Origin of the sequence: Pseudothioclava nitratireducens, from assembly GCF_029210495.1 — a bacterium.
In the GTDB taxonomy this organism is placed as follows: Bacteria; Pseudomonadota; Alphaproteobacteria; order Rhodobacterales; family Rhodobacteraceae; genus Pseudothioclava; species Pseudothioclava nitratireducens.
Map to the genome: position 1 here is coordinate 69821 of NZ_JARGDK010000001.1, position 16039 is coordinate 85859.

The 16039-nt window shown below is 64.5% G+C and carries 15 protein-coding genes; 9 read left to right on the forward strand and 6 right to left on the reverse strand.

Annotated elements, in window-relative coordinates; genetic code table 11:
• The 3 genes from P0X85_RS00370 to P0X85_RS00380 are packed head-to-tail and all read right to left on the reverse strand — an operon-like array spanning position 1 to position 1273.
• Positions 1-420 carry a secondary thiamine-phosphate synthase enzyme YjbQ gene (locus P0X85_RS00370; RefSeq protein ID WP_275806746.1) on the reverse strand — a complete coding sequence of 140 codons (420 nt, stop codon included), beginning with the start codon at positions 418-420 and terminating at the stop codon, positions 1-3.
• Positions 417-920, reverse strand: coding sequence for a hypothetical protein (locus P0X85_RS00375; RefSeq protein WP_275806749.1), 504 nt, complete (start codon positions 918-920; stop codon positions 417-419). The genes P0X85_RS00370 and P0X85_RS00375 overlap by 4 nt, the downstream gene beginning before the upstream one ends.
• A complete protein-coding gene (locus P0X85_RS00380; RefSeq protein ID WP_275806752.1) occupies positions 917-1273 on the reverse strand; it encodes a hypothetical protein in 357 nt (118 codons plus the stop codon). The genes P0X85_RS00375 and P0X85_RS00380 overlap by 4 nt, the downstream gene beginning before the upstream one ends.
• Before the next feature lie 218 nt (positions 1274-1491).
• Between P0X85_RS00380 and P0X85_RS00385 the strand changes: the two genes are divergently transcribed.
• A complete protein-coding gene (locus tag P0X85_RS00385) occupies positions 1492-2019 on the forward strand; it encodes a DUF4760 domain-containing protein (protein ID WP_275806755.1) in 528 nt (175 codons plus the stop codon).
• A 31-nt stretch (positions 2020-2050) separates the two neighbouring features.
• On the opposite strand, the gene rpoD is transcribed toward P0X85_RS00385, so the two are convergent.
• Together rpoD and dnaG are read right to left on the reverse strand one after the other, a co-directional pair.
• Positions 2051-4042, reverse strand: coding sequence for an RNA polymerase sigma factor RpoD (gene rpoD / locus P0X85_RS00390; protein ID WP_275806758.1), 1992 nt, complete (start codon positions 4040-4042; stop codon positions 2051-2053).
• Positions 4043-4239: 197 nt separating this feature from the next.
• Positions 4240-6213 (reverse strand): DNA primase, encoded by a 1974-nt coding sequence (dnaG, locus tag P0X85_RS00395; RefSeq protein WP_275806762.1) that lies wholly within the window; start codon positions 6211-6213, stop codon positions 4240-4242.
• Positions 6214-6544: 331 nt separating this feature from the next.
• On the opposite strand from dnaG, the gene P0X85_RS00400 reads away from it, so the two are divergent.
• From P0X85_RS00400 to P0X85_RS00415, 4 genes are all read left to right on the forward strand, one after another.
• Positions 6545-8266: a vWA domain-containing protein gene (locus P0X85_RS00400; protein ID WP_275806765.1), complete on the forward strand. Its 1722-nt coding sequence runs from the start codon at positions 6545-6547 to the stop codon at positions 8264-8266.
• Between the two features lie 31 nt (positions 8267-8297).
• A complete protein-coding gene (locus tag P0X85_RS00405; protein ID WP_275806768.1) occupies positions 8298-8891 on the forward strand; it encodes a TadE/TadG family type IV pilus assembly protein in 594 nt (197 codons plus the stop codon).
• Positions 8892-8894: 3 nt separating this feature from the next.
• Positions 8895-9557, forward strand: a complete 663-nt coding sequence (locus P0X85_RS00410) for a TadE/TadG family type IV pilus assembly protein (RefSeq protein WP_275806772.1) — start codon at positions 8895-8897, stop codon at positions 9555-9557.
• 164 nt (positions 9558-9721) lie between these two features.
• A complete protein-coding gene (locus P0X85_RS00415; protein WP_275806775.1) occupies positions 9722-10633 on the forward strand; it encodes a pirin family protein in 912 nt (303 codons plus the stop codon).
• A 59-nt stretch (positions 10634-10692) separates the two neighbouring features.
• Here the strand turns inward: P0X85_RS00415 and P0X85_RS00420 are convergent, their stop codons facing one another.
• On the reverse strand, positions 10693-11280 hold the full coding sequence (locus tag P0X85_RS00420; protein WP_275806778.1) for a TetR-type transcription factor C-terminal domain-containing protein: 588 nt from the start codon (positions 11278-11280) through the stop codon (positions 10693-10695).
• 121 nt (positions 11281-11401) lie between these two features.
• Here P0X85_RS00420 and P0X85_RS00425 point away from each other — a divergent pair, with 121 nt between their 5' ends.
• The 4 genes from P0X85_RS00425 to recJ all read left to right on the forward strand — a co-directional run bounded on the left by P0X85_RS00425 (position 11402) and on the right by recJ (position 15936).
• A complete protein-coding gene (locus P0X85_RS00425; protein WP_275806781.1) occupies positions 11402-11641 on the forward strand; it encodes a hypothetical protein in 240 nt (79 codons plus the stop codon).
• Between the two features lie 82 nt (positions 11642-11723).
• The gene (locus P0X85_RS00430) at positions 11724-13028 is read left to right on the forward strand and encodes a homoserine dehydrogenase (protein WP_275806784.1); all 1305 of its coding nucleotides are present in this window, start codon (positions 11724-11726) and stop codon (positions 13026-13028) included.
• Between the two features lie 120 nt (positions 13029-13148).
• Positions 13149-14111 (forward strand): class II fructose-bisphosphatase, encoded by a 963-nt coding sequence (gene glpX / locus P0X85_RS00435; RefSeq protein WP_275806787.1) that lies wholly within the window; start codon positions 13149-13151, stop codon positions 14109-14111.
• A gap of 82 nt (positions 14112-14193) precedes the next feature.
• Positions 14194-15936, forward strand: a complete 1743-nt coding sequence (recJ, locus tag P0X85_RS00440; protein ID WP_275806790.1) for a single-stranded-DNA-specific exonuclease RecJ — start codon at positions 14194-14196, stop codon at positions 15934-15936.
• Positions 15937-16039 lie beyond the last annotated feature (103 nt).

Consider the following 16039-nt stretch of genomic DNA (forward strand, 5'->3'; position numbering starts at 1 on the left):
TTAGCGCAGCAGCGCGACGACGTCGCGGCGATGGGATGCGCGGCGATGTTCGAAAAGGTAAATTCCCTGCCATGTCCCCAGCATCATGCGGCCTGAAATGACGGGAATCTGCAAGCTGGTGGGCAGAAGCGCCGACTTGATATGCGCGGGCATATCGTCCGGACCCTCATAGGTATGGGTGAGATAGGCCATGCTCGGGTCGGTCGTGGGCGGCACGAGGCGATGGAAGAAGGCTGTGAGGTCGGTGCGAACCTCGGGGTCGGCGTTTTCCTGAATGACGAGGCTCGCGGAGGTGTGGCGGACAAACAGCGTGAGCAGCGCCTCGTCGGGGGCGGCGTCGCGGACCCATTGGGCAACCTCGCGGGTGAACTCGTAGAGGCCCGGGCCATGGGTGTCGATCTGAAACTGGCGAGACGTCATTCGCACAGCCAGCCGCCGCGACCGGGGCGCCAACCCTCGGGGGCGTGACAGAACCCGCGCGCGATGAGGGCCTCGCCGATGGGAGAGAAATCCGCGGCGGCGTCGCCCTGACAGGTGAGTTCGGCAAGCGGTTGCGCGCCCCGGAGCACAATCAGCCCGGTGCCCGAACGCGGGGTCTCGCCGGTGTCGAGCGGGCGCTCGACCCAGCTATGGATCGCGTAGGTGACGCCTTCGTTCGTGATCTCGACATCTTCCCAGATGGTGCGACCGATGCCGGGCCACGGGGTGTAGGCGATTTCGGAGAGGTCGCGCGTGAGTTCGAGCTCCGGCGCGCCGGGGCGCCCGAAACGATAGGTGAGCCGCCCGCCGTCGAGACAGAGTTCAAGCTGTTTGCGGCTGTTCGTGACGGTGCAATCGACGAGGGAGACCCCGGCGCAAGCCGCGAAGATCGGGGTGGCGCAGAGCGACAGGAGCGCCGCGCCGAGCACCCGGACGATCATTTTTTCGCGGTCTCGACCGGGGCCGGAGCGGGCGCCGGGCGCGCTTGCGTGCGGTCGGTCGCGTAGATCGCGAGACATTCGGGGTTGATGTCCATGATTGCACGCTCCTTCGCCCAAAGTGCGTCGGTGCTCTCGGCACTCAGCCCGCGCTTGACGGTGCCGAGCGGGTTCCGGCTGCCATCGCCCACGCCTGAGGTCACCGAGTATTTCCCGTTACCCTCTTCGGTCACGTAGAGAAAGCAGGTGCCGATTTGCTCGATCCGGGGCTGTTTCGGGTCGGCGGGCATCCCTTCGAGGGTGCAGGCGCCGAGCGCGAGGGGGGCAAGGGTCAGGGCAAAAAGGACACGGCGCATGGGAAACCTCTGGAACTGTTCTCGGTTTTGGATAGCAGGCGGGGAGCAGCGGGGGAAGAGGTTTAGCTGGGCGGCCAAGATGGCCGGGAGGGGCGCTGCCCCTCTGGGGCCTTTGGCCCCATTCACCCCGGGATATTTGGAGCAGAATGAGGGGAGTTGCAGCGGGTGCGGCAGGCGGGGTTTAATCGCGTCCGTGATATTTCGTGCGAGGTCGGTTCATGTGGCAGCAATCCATTGGTTTTTTCATTGAGGTGATTTCCACCATCCTGATCTTTGTCGGCCTGCTGGTCGCAGCGTATCAGATCCACCAGACGCGGCTCAGCCTCGACCAGAGCGCAGAGCACCATAAGCAGGCCAATATCTGGAACCGCAAGGTCGCGGCCCAGCAGGCGCTCGACCAGTTGAAGGGCTCGCCGGTGCTGAGCAAATTGCAGAGCCGGTTTCGCTATATCGACCATAAGGAGGTCATCCCGCTTGGAGAATTGCGCGCAGCGTTCGAGGCCGATCCCGACCTTCAGCCCGATCTCTATGAGCTTTTGAACAGCTATGAAAAGCTCGCGCGCGGGGTGAATCTGGGGATCTACGACGAAGAGGTGATCCGCGTCGGGCGGCGCGGCGCGATGTCGAAAGCCTATGTCGCGTTCCGCGAAGTGATCGACGCGCGGCGCACGGATTACGGCGCGCCGAATGCGTGGCTGGAGTTGGAGCGGCTGGTGTTGCGCTGGGAGGCACAGCACGCAGGTTAAACAAAAACGCCCCCTTCCGGGGGCGCCTTGATTACTGGTCGAGGAAGCTGCGCAGTTTGCGCGAGCGCGAGGGGTGTTTGAGTTTCCTCAGCGCCTTGGCCTCGATCTGGCGGATGCGTTCGCGGGTCACCGAGAACTGTTGGCCGACCTCTTCGAGCGTGTGGTCGGTGTTCATGCCGATCCCGAAGCGCATCCGCAGCACGCGTTCTTCGCGCGGCGTGAGCGAGGCGAGCACGCGGGTCGTGGTTTCCTTGAGGTTCTCCTGAATCGCGGAGTCGAGGGGCAGGACCGCGTTCTTGTCCTCGATGAAATCGCCAAGCTGGCTGTCTTCCTCGTCCCCGATCGGGGTTTCGAGGGAGATCGGCTCTTTGGCGATCTTCATGACCTTGCGGACCTTTTCGAGCGGCATTTGCAGCTTCTCGGCCAGTTCCTCGGGCGTCGGCTCGCGGCCGATCTCGTGGAGCATCTGGCGACCGGTGCGCACCAGCTTGTTGATCGTCTCGATCATGTGGACCGGGATACGGATCGTGCGGGCCTGATCCGCGATGGAGCGGGTGATCGCCTGACGGATCCACCAGGTCGCGTAGGTCGAGAATTTATAGCCGCGACGGTATTCGAACTTATCGACCGCCTTCATCAGGCCGATATTGCCTTCCTGAATGAGATCAAGGAATTGCAGGCCGCGGTTGGTGTATTTCTTGGCGATGGAGATCACGAGACGCAGGTTCGCCTCGACCATTTCCTTCTTGGCCTGACGGGCCTCTTTCTCGCCCTTCTGCACCTGATTCACGATCCGGCGGAATTCGGAGATGTCGACGCCGACATATTGGCCGACCTGCGCCATCTCGGCGCGCAGTTCCTCGACCTTGTCGCGGGATTTTTCAAGGAGCATCTGCCAGCCGCGGCCGGCCTTGTCGTTCATCCGGTCGAGCCAGGACGGGTCGAGCTCGTAGCCGCGATATTCGTCGATGAATTCGCGCCGGTTGATGCGGGCCTGATCGGCGAGCTTCACCATGCCCGAGTCGATCGACATGATCTTGCGGTTGATGCCGTAAAGCTGGTCGATCAGCGCCTCGATCCGGTTGTTGTGCAGGTGGAGCGAGTTCACCAGTTCGACGATCTCGGAGCGGAGTTTCTGATAGGCGGCCTCTTCGGCGACGGAGAAGGTGCCGTCCTCGTTCAGCGTTGCGGACATGCGCTGGTCCTGCATCTCGGCCAGTTCGGCATAGTCGCGCGCAATGAGTTCGAGCGTTTCGAGCACGCGCGGTTTCAGCGCGGCTTCCATCGCGGCGAGGGACATGTTCACGCCCTCGTCGTCGTCATCATCGTCATCCGCGTTTGCGATCGGGTTGCCGTCGGCGTCGAGTTCGGGTTCGTCCGAGCGGGACTCGTCGGATTTGGCCGCGCCATCGGTGGCGCCCACGACCGGCTCGTCGATCTCGTCGCCATCCTCGTCCATGCCACGCCCGAAGGTGGTTTCGAGGTCGATCACGTCGCGCAGCAGAATGTCTTCGTTGAGAAGTTCGTCGCGCCAGATGGTGATGGCCTGGAAGGTCAGCGGGCTTTCGCACAGCCCCGCAATCATCGTGTTGCGGCCGGCCTCGATGCGCTTGGCGATGGCGATCTCGCCCTCGCGGGACAGAAGCTCGACCGAGCCCATTTCGCGCAGATACATGCGGACCGGGTCGTCGGTGCGGTCGAGCGTCTCGCTTTGCGAGGTGGCGACCGCGACTTCGCGCGAGCCGCCGTCGGTGGTGGTGACGGCGTTGGAATTGTCGTCATCGGCCTCTTCGGCCTCGATCACGTTGATGCCCATCTCGGAGAGCATCGACATCACGTCCTCGATCTGATCGCCCGAGACCTGATCGGGCGGCATCACGGCGTTGAGCTGATCGTAGGTGATATACCCGCGCTCCTTCGCCTCGGCGATCATGCGTTTGACCGCCGCCTTCGACATGTCGAAGGAAGTGTCGTCGTCGCTCGCGGTGTCGGGCTTGTTCTCGTCGATATCTTTGGCGGCCATGTGGGCTCCTTGGTCGGGCTGGCGGCGAGTGCGGGGCTCGGCGCCCAAAGGCTGTCACGCAAGGGCGGAACGAATCATACCCTTCGGTTTTATCGAATCACGCGGGCGAATCACAGAGGCGAAACGAGATGATTCGGCCCTGTGCCGCACGGGTGACGGCGGTGCGTCCGGCGCGAGGGTCCTGCCCCCCGCGCGGGTCATTTCTTGCGCCAGATCTCTGCGTCGATCATGGCCTGCAACTGGGCGGAAAGCGCGGCGCGATCCTCGCCCATGTCGTTATTGTCGTCGAGCTTCGAGCGTTCGGCCCGGTGGCGTGCGGTCGCGGCCTGACTGAGCCGCCATGTGACGCCCTCATCAGCCAGCCCCTCCAGATCCTCCATCGCGTCTTCGATCTCTGCGCGCATCGCGCGGGCGGCGGCCAGTTTGGCGAATTCCTCAGCCAGGCACATCCGCGCCAGTTCGACATCGTCGCGCTTGAGCACCGGGGGGGCAGAGCGCAGATGGGGCTGGTTCATCAGCTTTTCAAGGTCATCGCGCGCATCGGCAAGGAGTCGTTCAGGGATCGTTTCGGGCGGTTCATGGGCGTGGCGCAGCATCGCATGGCGGAGCCGGTCATGGGCCGGATCGGCCAGCGGCACGGTGTCGAGCTGGCTCTCGAATTCGGGGATCAGGGCGGGATGCGCCACGCAGATGCCCAGCGCCATCGCCTCGCGCAGATGCTCGGCCAGATCCTCGCCCTGCCCCGCCGCGAGGAGCGATGATTTGGTGACGGGGAGCGGCAGCACCGGCCCCCAGTTGCGCCCGCCCGGACCCGAGCCAAAACGCACACCGCGCCCGCGCGGAGAGGCGGGGTTGGGACCGGCCTCCTTGCGCGGGCCGCCGCGCCCCGTGCCGAAGAGTTCCCAGCGCAGGCGCTTGATTTCCTCGCCGTAATGGGCGCGGATCGAGAGGTCGGTGATGCGCTGAAGGGCGGCGCGCAGGGTCTTGTCGAGGGCGGCGCGCCGCTCGGGACTGTCGAAGACGCGGCCTTCGGTTTCCCGCGCCCACAGCAGGTCGACCATCGGGCGGGCGCTATCGAGCACCTTTTGCATGGCGTCGCGCCCTTGCGCCTTGATGAGATCGTCCGGGTCGAGCCCCGGCGGCATCATCGCAATACGCAGGCTCTTGCCCGCGACCAGAAGCGGCAGGGACAGATCGACGACGCGCAGCGCCGCCTTTTGCCCCGCCGCGTCGCCGTCGAGCGCCACCAGCGGCTCGTCATGGATGCGCCAGAGCAGGTGGAGCTGATCTTCGGTGACGGCGGTGCCAAGGGGCGCGACGGCGCCGCCAAACCCCGCCTCGGCCAGCGCGATCACATCCATATAGCCTTCGGCGACAATGAGTTGCGCGCCCTTGCCGCAAGCCTCGCGTGCGGGGCCGTGATTGTAGAGCGTGCGGCCCTTGTCGAAGAGTTCGGTCTCGGGCGAGTTGAGATATTTCGCCGGATCGTCCGGGTCCATCGCCCGCCCGCCAAAGGCGATGCAGCGCCCGCGCGGGTCGCGGATCGGGAACATGATCCGGTTGCGGAACACGTCATAGGGCGGCTTGCCGGTCTGGCCCTGCTTGGCGAGGCCCGCGGCGAGGATCAGCTCGTCGGAGATGCCCTTGGCGCGCAGCGCGTCATGGAGGTTCTGCCAGCCGGGCGGCGCGAAGCCGATCTCGAAGCGGGCAAGCGCGTCCGGGCCGAGGCGGCGGCGGGCGAGATAGTCGCGCGCGGCGGCCCCCCCTTGGGTCGAAAGTTGCAGGCGGAAGAATTTCAGCGCCTCTTCCATCACGGCGGCGAGTTCGGTGCGCCGATCCGCGCGCTCGGCCGCTTTGGGGTCACGCGCGGGCATCGGTATCCCGGCCTCGCGGGCGAGAATCTCGACCGCCTCCATGAAGCCGACATTCTCGGTCTCGCGCACGAAACTCAGCGCGTCGCCCTTCGCGTGACAGCCGAAGCAATAGTAATAGCCCTTGCGGTCATCGACGTGGAAAGAGGCGGATTTTTCCTGATGGAAGGGGCATGGTGCCCACATGTCGCCTTTGGCCTGATTGGACTTGCGCATGTCCCAAATGACCTTGCGCCCGACCACCTGAGCGATCGAGGTGCGGGTGCGCAGTTCATCGAGGAATCCGGGCGGCAGGCTCATGGTCCCTATATTGGGTTTTCATCGGGCGGAGTCGAGGGGCGGCGGCGTCAGACCCGGGCGGCGCGCCAACCGAGTCGCGGAACTGATTCTAAGGTTAATCGCGCAAGTGGCGGAGTGCGCAGGATTTTCCGGGCCGCCCTGAGTTTACTGACCCCAGAGCGCGAACGATGCCGCCGCCAGCGCCCAAATCGTTGAGGCAAAAGATACAATTGGGCGCATTTGCCTGCGCTTTGCCATTATTTTGCCGCAGGTCTGTATCATTAGTATAGGACCTCATTCCCTAATGCGGCCACCGCCGGATTCGGCGGGCATGGCTGGCAGGAGAAGCGATATGACGATTGATAACCGGTTTACCAAGCTGCTCGGGCGTGCCCTGCCGTCGCGCTTTGCGCGTCGGTTCGCGCGAGACGAAGACGGTGCGCTGATCATCTTGTCGTTGCAGATCCTGATCATCATGCTGATCTGCACCGGGATCGCCATCGACTTCGTCCGGCAAGAAGAACGCCGGACGCTGATTCAGGCGACGATCGACCGTGCCGCGCTGGCCGCAGCCGACCTTGGGCAGCTTCTGGACCCGAAAGAGGTGGTGCTCGACTATCTCGACAAGGCGGGGCTGGGCTATCTGGATGTCGACCCGAAGGTCGAACAGGGTGAGTATGACGAATATCGCCGGATCAGCATCGAGCTGAAGGACGAAATGCCGACGATCTTCGGCCCGCTGGTCGGGGTCAATTCGTTGACCTCGAACGGTGTCGCCAAGGCCGAGGAATCGATCGGTGGCGTGGAAATCTCGCTGGTGCTCGATATTTCGGGTTCGATGAACGACCCGGTCGGAACCGGCACGCGGATGGACAAGCTCCATGACGCGGCGGAATATTTCGTCGAACGCATGTTCGATCAGGTGCAGCCGCCCGGCGCGCCGCCCGGTCGCCTGTCGATCTCCATCGTGCCCTATAATCAGCAGGTGCAACTCGGCACCAAGCTGGCCAGCGTCTACAAGCTTTCGACGGATCACACCCAGAACACCTGTGGCGACGTGCAGACGCTGGGCTTTAGCGCGCTTTCGATCACACCTTCGGCCGGTCTCCAGCGCACAATGTATGGCGACAGCTTCAACTATTCTGGCCAGGATGAGCTTGGGCAGGGGTATTGGAACACGCCGCAATACACGAATATCAAAAGCTGCGCGGGCTATAGCTATGCCGATATCATGGCCTGGGGCAACGATGAGGGCAAACTGACGACCAAGATCAAATCGTTGCAGGCCTCGGGCGATACGGCGATTGATATTGGCGCACGCTGGGGCCTCGCGCTGCTTGACCCATCGGCGCAGCCCGCGCTCGAAGCGCTCAAGGATGCGACGCTGGTGGATGCCTCGTTGCTGGGGCGCCCGCTCGATTACAATCAAGCCGGCCTGCCCGCGGAACAACGCGCGATGAAGGTCATGGTTCTGATGACGGACGGGATGAACACCCGGAGCTATTCGACCAAGTCCGAATACCGCAGCGGCAACTCTCCGCTGTTCTCGACCTACACCAACTCTTACCTGCCGAGCAGAAGCTACTATGGCGGTTGGGACAGTTCGTATCGCTATCTCTATTACTACGCGCCCGGCCGCTCGCGCCCCTATTACCGGTTCTATGACGGCAATTGGTATAAATCGAACGAGATTTACGGCACGCTGCGTCGCTTCACCTGGGATACGATCTGGAGCAAGGGCTACACGCTCAACTGGGTGACCTCGAACTTCATGTATCCCGCAGAGCGTCAGCTGAGCTGGGTGAATGAGGAGGACGTGTTCGACAAATACGCCATCCAGAGCGAGTTCGGCGAGAAGGACACGAACCTGAACAAGATTTGCGAATTGGCCAAAGACGACACGCGCAAGGTGGTGATCTTCACCGTTGCGGTGGATGCGCCGCCCGAAGGGTCCAGCGTGCTTGAGGACTGCTCCAGCGGCGAGGCCTATGCGCATGACGTGTCATCGAGCGACCTGACCAATGCCTTTGCGCAGATCGCCTCGGCCATCAACGCGCTGCGTCTGACGAACTGACCGGATGCACGAGAAAAGCGAGCAGAGTGATATGATGCGTTCCAATGCCAGCCCCTTCCGCCAAGACCCGATGCGGCCACGCCGCAGCGGGCTCTTGCGGCGGTTCAAGCGGCGTGAAGACGGCGCCTCGACCATCGCCGCCGTGCTGTTCCTGCCGTTCTTCATCATGATCATGGCGGCCTCGGTCGAGATCTGCGTGCTGATCTTCAAGCAGACGATGCTTGATCGCGGCGTCGAGATGACGACCCGCGTGATGCGGCTCGGGCTGGACGCAATGCCCGATCACGAAGAGCTGAAGCGCTCGATCTGCAACAATGTGGCGATCGTGTCGAACTGCATGGATGATCTTGCGGTGGAGGTCTATTCGGTCAACCGGAACACATGGACCTCGACCAAGGCCGGGACGCGGGCGCTGTGTGCGGATGGGATCGAAGAAGGTGTGAACGATCCGACCATCGAGAGCGGGAATTCGGATCAGCTCATGCTGATGCGCGCCTGTCTCAAGGTGGAGCCGATGATGTCGCTCAACCCGCTGGCGCTGGCGCTGGCCAAGGATGCGAGCGGCAAAACCGCGCTGATCACGACGACCGCCTTCGTGAACGAACCGCGTCTCGGAGGGACTTGAGCCATGGCCGCTTTGACGAAGCTTCGAGTTCTGTCCCGCTTTCGCACCGATGAGCGTGGTTCGATCCCGATCGAGGGGCTGTTGGGCGCGCTGATGCTGCTGACATGGTATGCGGTGGCGTTCCAGTTCTATGACGCCTTCCGGATGCGCGCAGTGGCGACGCGGGCGAGCTATACGGTTGCTGACATGCTCTCGCGCGAGAAGCTCAATGTCGGGCCGACCTATGTCGGCGGGATGCAGAAGGTGTTCGACTTCATCACCAATGCGACGATCAACCGGCAGACATGGATCCGGGTGACGATGTTCCATTGCCCGGCCACCGAGACCGACAAGCGCCCCTGCGATGGCGAAACCAAGGATTTCGCCGTGGATCGGGATGGATCGGGCAACGAGGTGTCCTATGCGACGCTGTCGGATATCTCGACCCATACCGACGCCTCGCTCAAGCTGGAGGGCTACCGCATTCCGAAGATGGCGGCGGGAGATACGGCAGTGCTTCTGGAGAGCAGCTATTGGTATAACCCGGTGCTCGGGATTGGCACGAAAGAGCTTGCGGTGGACGGCAAGAACTTTACCCGCAACGGGTTTGCCTATTCGGTGCGGTTCTCGAACTTCGTCGTGACACGGCCGCGCGGACCCAAGGTGGTCTGGGACCCGACCAAGTAATCCGCCCCACCGGGCTTGATCGCATCAAGGGCGCGTGGTCAGCGGACCGCGCGCCTTTTGCATGTCCGCGACTGTGCGCCGGCTCACAGACACCCCTGCCCGGCCACGCAATTGCTTTTGGCCGGGCCGCGCCTAGCTTGAAGGCAGCAAAGGAGATCCGCACCATGTCGATCCGTCCCGTCCTCGAAACCCGCCGCGCCCGCCCGACGATGGAGGGCGCAGGCGTCCATCTGCACCGCGCGTTCGGCTTCACCGATCCGAGCGAATGCGACCCGTTCCTGATGTTCGACGATTTCCGCGGCGAGCGCCCGTCGGATTACATGGCGGGCTTCCCGTGGCACCCCCATCGCGGCATCGAGACGATCACCTATGTTCTGGCGGGCGAGGTGACCCATGGCGACAGTTTGGGTAACTCGGGCACGCTCGGCGCGGGCGATGTGCAGTGGATGACGGCGGGGTCCGGCATCCTGCACCAAGAGATGCCGCGCGGGAATGCGAAGGGCCAGATGCACGGGTTCCAGCTTTGGGCGAACCTGCCGTCGAGCCTGAAGATGACCGCGCCGCGCTATCAGGATGTGAAGGGCAAGGATATTCCCGAGATCACCGATGACGATGGCACGACGGTGCGCGTGATCGTGGGCGAGTTCTGGGGCAAGCGCGGGCCGGTGGACGGCATCGCCGCCGATCCGCAATATCTCGACGTCTCGATCCCGCCGGGCGTGAAAAAGACGATCCGCATCGACACCTATCGCCGGGCCTTTGCCTATGTGTTCCAAGGCTCGGCCTTCTTCACCGATGCCGCAGCGCCGCAGGGTGTATTGCTGGAGAAAGAGGTGATGGGCGAGGAGGTCAATATTCGCGATCTCTCGGGCAATCGGACGTTGGTGCGCTTTGGCACGGGCGATGAGATCACCGTGCAGGCGGGCGAGGAAGGCGTGCGCTTCCTGCTGATCTCGGGTGCGCCGATCGAGGAGCCGGTCGCGTGGCACGGGCCGATCGTGATGAACACGCAAGAGGAGTTGCGCACCGCGATGATGGAGCTGCGCAACGGGACGTTCATCAAGCCGCAGCACTGAGTGGCGAGGCCGGGGGCGCTGCCCCCGGACCCCCGGGATATTTCAGGCAGAATGAGGGGTCAGGCGCCGACGGCTTTGCGGACCATGTCCCAGTAGATCGTTTCGACCTTATCGCGCGAGAGGCGCCCGCCTTCACGGAACCATGTATTGACGCCGGTCAGCATGGCGATGATCGCCATCGTGGCGAGCTTGCTGTCGGGCAGTTGGAAGACGCCCGCGTCTTGGCCGGATTTCAGGATCGCTTCGAGTTCGGTCTCGTAGGTTTTGCGCAGGTCCTCGATCACGGCGAAGTTCTCGGGGCTAAGGTTGCGCAACTCCATGTAGGAGAGGAACACCGCTTCGGCGCGTTCGAGGTTGAAGCGGATGTGGAAGCGGACGAACTCTTCGAGACGGGCGGTCGGATCGTTCGATTTGGAGATCGCGCGCCAGGCCGCAATAAGTTCGTCCATATGGGTTTTCAAGAGATCGACGAGCAGTGCTTCCTTGTCGGGCGTGTAGAGGTAGAGCGCGCCGGCCTGCACGCCGACCGCTGCCGCGATCTGGCGCATGGAGACGGCCGCAAAGCCGTGGCGCGCGAAGAGGCGTTGGGCCTCAGCGCGGATTTTCGGGCCGGTGATTTCGGAGTGAGAGCCTGCTTTGCGTGCCATGGGCGCAGGTTATCTGAACGTTTGTTCAATATCAAATGCGAAGCGAGGGGGTTGAGGGCACTGGCATTCGGGCGGGTGCGCGGCTATTTTCGGCCCGGTCTTGCCGAAGGATTGTTCCGCGATGCGCCCTGCCCTGTTCCTTGCTGTGCTTTTGGCGCTGGCCGCCTGCGGTGCCGGGACGGATGAGGCCTATCCGAAACTGGTGCCGATCTCGCAGCTTCTCGCGCCCGAGGCGGTCGGGACCGAGGCCGATCCGGCGGCAGGGGTGGATGCGCGGGCAGCGGCCTTGCGCGAGCGGGCGGAACGGTTGCGCGATCCGGTGATTCCGCCCGGCACGATGCCCGCCCCGACCAGTCCCTGACGCGCCCGCGCGGGACGCGCGTTGCAAGCGCCGCGCAATGGCTGTAACAGGTCGGGAACACCAAACAGGACACGAGGTTCCCATGTCTGCCCCGACCGCTTCCGGCGCTCCGCTTCGCCTTGGTATTGCCGGACTGGGCACTGTGGGGATTGGCGTCGTCAAGATCGTGCAGCGCCATGCCGAGATGTTGGCGGCACGCACGGGTCGCCCCATCGAAATCACCGCCGTGAGCGCGCGTGACCGTTCGAAGAACCGCGATGCGGATTTGTCGGGCTATGCGTGGGAGACCGATCCCGTCGCACTGGCCACGCGCGAGGATGTGGATGTGTTCGTCGAACTGATGGGCGGTCATGAAGGTGCGGCGAAGGCGGCGACCGAGGCTGCGCTTGCGGCGGGCAAGGATGTGGTCACGGCCAACAAGGCGCTTCTCGCGCATCACGGTCAGGCGCTGGCCGAGACCGCCGAGGCCGCTGGCCGCGTGATCCGGTTCGAGGCCGCCGTTGCGGGCGGTATCCCGGTCATCAAGGCGCTGACCGAGGGGCTTGCGGGCAACCAGATGCGCCGGGTGATGGGCGTGATGAACGGCACCTGCAACTACATCCTGACCCGGATGGAAGATGCGGGCCTGCCCTATGACACCGTGTTCGAAGAGGCGAGCCAGCTTGGCTATCTCGAGGCCGATCCCAATCTCGACGTGGGCGGCATCGACGCGGGGCACAAGCTCTCGATCCTCGCCGCCATCGCGTTTGGAACCAAGGTTGCCTTTGACGATGTGGTGCTGGAAGGCATCGGACGGATTTCCATCGACGATATCCGTCGCGCGGGCGACATGGGTTACAAGATCAAGCTGCTGGGCGTGGCGCAGATGACGGGGCGCGGGCTGGAGCAGCGGATGACGCCCTGCCTTGTGCCGGCCTCCTCGCCGCTGGGGCAGCTGACGGGCGGGACCAACATGGTCGTGCTCGAGGGCGACTCGGTCGGGCAGATCGTGCTGCGGGGCGCGGGTGCGGGCGAAGGCCCGACGGCGAGCGCCGTGATGGGCGATGTGCTGGACCTTGCGCGCGGGCTGCGGCTGCCGACCTTCGGTCAGCCCGCCAATACGCTCAAGGAGGCGCAACCCGCCGTGACCTCGGCACCGGCGCCCTATTACCTGCGCATTCAACTCATGGATAAGCCGGGGGCGCTTGCCAAAGTGGCTTCGGTGCTGGGCGATGCGGGCGTTTCGATCAGCCGGATGCGCCAATATGGCCATGCCGACAGCTCGGCGCCCGTGCTGATCGTCACCCACAAGACCACCCGCGACGCGATTGACGCGGCCATCGAGGGCTTCCCCGCGACCCGCGTGGTCGAGGGCGAGCCGGTCGCGATCCGCATCGAAGAATTGTGAGACTGTCCAACAGCCCGCTGGCACTTTGCGCGGGCCGTTAGCGTTCTCACCCTTGTATCCCTGCGCCGGAGCGGGTTTTCTGCATCGGCCCCTTGTCCTTATGCACATAGGAACGACCTCATGACCTCTGCCTCCGATTTCAACGATCGCATGCTCTCGCTCGGGCTTGCCCGCGTTTCCGAAGCGGCCGCCCATGCCTCTGCCCGCCTGATCGGGCGCGGCGACGAGAAGGCGGCGGATCAGGCCGCCGTGAATGCGATGCGCGATCAGCTGAATCGGCTCGACATCGCGGGCACCGTGGTGATCGGTGAGGGGGAGCGCGACGAGGCGCCGATGCTCTATATCGGCGAAGAGGTCGGTACCGGAAATGGCCCGGCAGTGGATATCGCGCTCGACCCGCTCGAAGGCACCACGCTGACCGCGAAGGACATGCCCAACGCGCTGACCGTGATCGCGATGGCACCGCGCGGCACCATGCTGCATGCGCCCGACACCTATATGGAAAAGCTGGCGATTGGGCCGGGCTACCCGAAGGATGTGGTGTCGCTCTCGATGTCGCCGCGTGAGCGCGTCGAGGCGCTGGCAAAGGCGCAGGGCGTAAAGACCTCCGACATCACCGTGTGTATCCTCGAGCGTCCGCGCCATGAGGCAATGATTGCCGAAGTGCGCGAGACGGGCGCCGCGATCCGCCTGATCACCGATGGCGACGTTGCGGGTGTGATCCACTGTGCCGAGCCGGAAATCACCGGGATCGACATGTATATGGGCCAAGGCGGCGCGCCCGAGGGCGTTCTGGCGGCTTCGGCGCTTAAATGCATGGGCGGTCAGATGTGGGGCCAGCTTGTGTTCCGCAACGATGACGAGCGCGGTCGCGCGGCCAAGGCCGGGATCACTGATCTCGACAAGATCTATTCGCGCGACGAGATGGTGCGCTCGGACGTGATCTTTGCTGCGACCGGCGTGACCAACGGCTCGATCCTGAGCGGTGTGAAGCGCGAGCCGAACTATATCGAGACCGAGACGATCCTGATGCGCTCGAAGACCGGATCGGTCCGGCGCATGATCTACCGCAATCCGCGCTGATCTTGACGGGGGGCCAAGCGCCCCCCGCTTCTTTTCGGGCTTTGGCCTTTGCGCGCGGCCAGATTTTGCCTAAGACAGAGCCATGACCGCATTCCTTGGTGTTGAGCAATCGCTGACCGGGCGGCGTTGGGTGGGCCCCAGCGCCGAATCCGACCGTTTGTCGGAGCAGATGGTGCAGGAAACCGGCCTGCCCGAAGCGCTGGCCCGCGTGTTGGTCGCGCGCGGTGTCGCACCCGAGGAGGCGGCCGGGTTCCTTGATCCGACCTTGCGCGAATTGCTGCCAGACCCGCGTTCGCTGCGCGACATGGAGGCGGCGGCGGCGCGGTTCCTGCGCGCGGTCAAGGCGCGCGAGCCGGTCGCGATTTTTGCCGATTACGATGTGGACGGGGGATCGTCAGCGGCGCTGCTGATCCATTGGCTGCGTGCGATGGGGCATGGCGCGACGCTTTATATTCCCGACCGGATCGACGAGGGCTATGGCCCGAACGTCCCGGCGATGGAGGCGTTGGCCCGCGATCATGCGCTGATCGTCTGCGTCGATTGCGGGACGCTCAGCCATGAGCCGGTGGCGGCGGCGAAGGGGGCGGATGTGGTGATCCTCGATCACCATTTGGGCGGCGAGACCCTGCCCGACTGTCTGGCCTGCGTGAACCCGAACCGGCAGGATGAAAGCGGCGATCTGAGCCATCTCTGCGCGGCCTCGGTGGTGTTCCTGATGCTGGTGGAGGCGAACCGGCAGCTGCGCGACGACGGGATTACGGGACCGCCGTTGATGGCGCTTCTGGATCTGGTGGCGCTGGCGACCGTCGCGGATGTCGCGCCGCTGGTGGGCGTGAACCGCGCGCTGGTGCGGCAGGGGCTGCGGGTCATGGCGCGGCGCGAGCGGCCCGGTCTGGTGGCTCTGGCCGATGTGGCGCGGATGGATCAGGCGCCGAGCACCTATCATCTGGGCTTCCTGCTGGGCCCGCGCGTGAATGCGGGCGGGCGGATCGGGGCGGCCGATCTGGGGGCGCGGCTGCTGGCCACGACCGACCCGGCCGAGGCCGAGGCGCTGGCCGCGCGGCTCGATGAGCTGAACACCGAGCGGCGCGAGATCGAGAACCGCGTGCGCGAGGCCGCACTGGCGCAGGCCGAGGCGCGGGGGCTGGACGGGCCGCTGGTCTGGGCGGCGGGCAAGGGCTGGCATCCGGGCGTGGTGGGCATTGTCGCGGCGCGGCTGAAAGAGGCGACGAACCGCCCCGCGGTCGTGATCGGTCTGGAAGACGGAATCGGCAAGGGCTCGGCCCGCTCGGTCGCGGGGGTCGATCTGGGCGCGGCGGTGCAGCGGGTGGCGGCGGAAGGGCTGCTTCTCAAGGGCGGCGGGCACAAGATGGCGGCGGGGCTGACCGTCGAGGAAGACAAGCTGGACGCGGCGATGGCGCGGCTGGCGGAGCTGCTGGAGAAGCAGGGCGCCGGTCAGGGCGGCCCGCGCGATCTGCGACTCGATGCGCTTCTGATGCCGGGGGCGGCAACCCTGCGGTTGATCGAAGAAATCGAGAAGGCCGGACCCTTCGGCCAAGGCGCCCCTGCCCCGCGCTTCGCCTTCCCCGAGGTCGAGATTCGCGGCGCGCGCCGGATCGGCGAAAGCCACCTGCGTTTCACCTTTGGCGACGGTCTGGGCGCGCGGCTCGATGCGATTGCATTCGGGGCCTTCGACACCGCGCTTGGCGATACATTACTGACCCCCGGCGCGGGGCGTTTTCACCTTGCCGGGCGGCTGGAAATCAACACTTGGGGCGGTCGATCCAAGGCGCAGCTACGTCTTGAGGATGCGGCAAGATACTGAAAACGCTTACAAACAAAGGGCACACGGGGGCAAGCTCAACAAAGTTGCGAAAAAACGCAAAATCCCCCTTGCGAGTCACGCGGCTCTGGCCTAAACACCGCTC

Excerpts from the sequence above, each read along its gene's own strand:
- P0X85_RS00370 (WP_275806746.1), bottom strand. The coding sequence starts at position 420 with ATGACGTCTCGCCAGTTTCAGATCGACACCCATGGCCCGGGCCTCTAC.
- P0X85_RS00375 (WP_275806749.1), bottom strand. The coding sequence starts at position 920 with ATGATCGTCCGGGTGCTCGGCGCGGCGCTCCTGTCGCTCTGCGCCACC.
- P0X85_RS00380 (WP_275806752.1), bottom strand. The coding sequence starts at position 1,273 with ATGCGCCGTGTCCTTTTTGCCCTGACCCTTGCCCCCCTCGCGCTCGGC.
- P0X85_RS00385 (WP_275806755.1), top strand. The coding sequence starts at position 1,492 with ATGTGGCAGCAATCCATTGGTTTTTTCATTGAGGTGATTTCCACCATC.
- rpoD (WP_275806758.1), bottom strand. The coding sequence starts at position 4,042 with ATGGCCGCCAAAGATATCGACGAGAACAAGCCCGACACCGCGAGCGAC.
- dnaG (WP_275806762.1), bottom strand. The coding sequence starts at position 6,213 with ATGAGCCTGCCGCCCGGATTCCTCGATGAACTGCGCACCCGCACCTCG.
- P0X85_RS00400 (WP_275806765.1), top strand. The coding sequence starts at position 6,545 with ATGACGATTGATAACCGGTTTACCAAGCTGCTCGGGCGTGCCCTGCCG.
- P0X85_RS00405 (WP_275806768.1), top strand. The coding sequence starts at position 8,298 with ATGATGCGTTCCAATGCCAGCCCCTTCCGCCAAGACCCGATGCGGCCA.
- P0X85_RS00410 (WP_275806772.1), top strand. The coding sequence starts at position 8,895 with ATGGCCGCTTTGACGAAGCTTCGAGTTCTGTCCCGCTTTCGCACCGAT.
- P0X85_RS00415 (WP_275806775.1), top strand. The coding sequence starts at position 9,722 with ATGTCGATCCGTCCCGTCCTCGAAACCCGCCGCGCCCGCCCGACGATG.
- P0X85_RS00420 (WP_275806778.1), bottom strand. The coding sequence starts at position 11,280 with ATGGCACGCAAAGCAGGCTCTCACTCCGAAATCACCGGCCCGAAAATC.
- P0X85_RS00425 (WP_275806781.1), top strand. The coding sequence starts at position 11,402 with ATGCGCCCTGCCCTGTTCCTTGCTGTGCTTTTGGCGCTGGCCGCCTGC.
- P0X85_RS00430 (WP_275806784.1), top strand. The coding sequence starts at position 11,724 with ATGTCTGCCCCGACCGCTTCCGGCGCTCCGCTTCGCCTTGGTATTGCC.
- glpX (WP_275806787.1), top strand. The coding sequence starts at position 13,149 with ATGACCTCTGCCTCCGATTTCAACGATCGCATGCTCTCGCTCGGGCTT.
- recJ (WP_275806790.1), top strand. The coding sequence starts at position 14,194 with ATGACCGCATTCCTTGGTGTTGAGCAATCGCTGACCGGGCGGCGTTGG.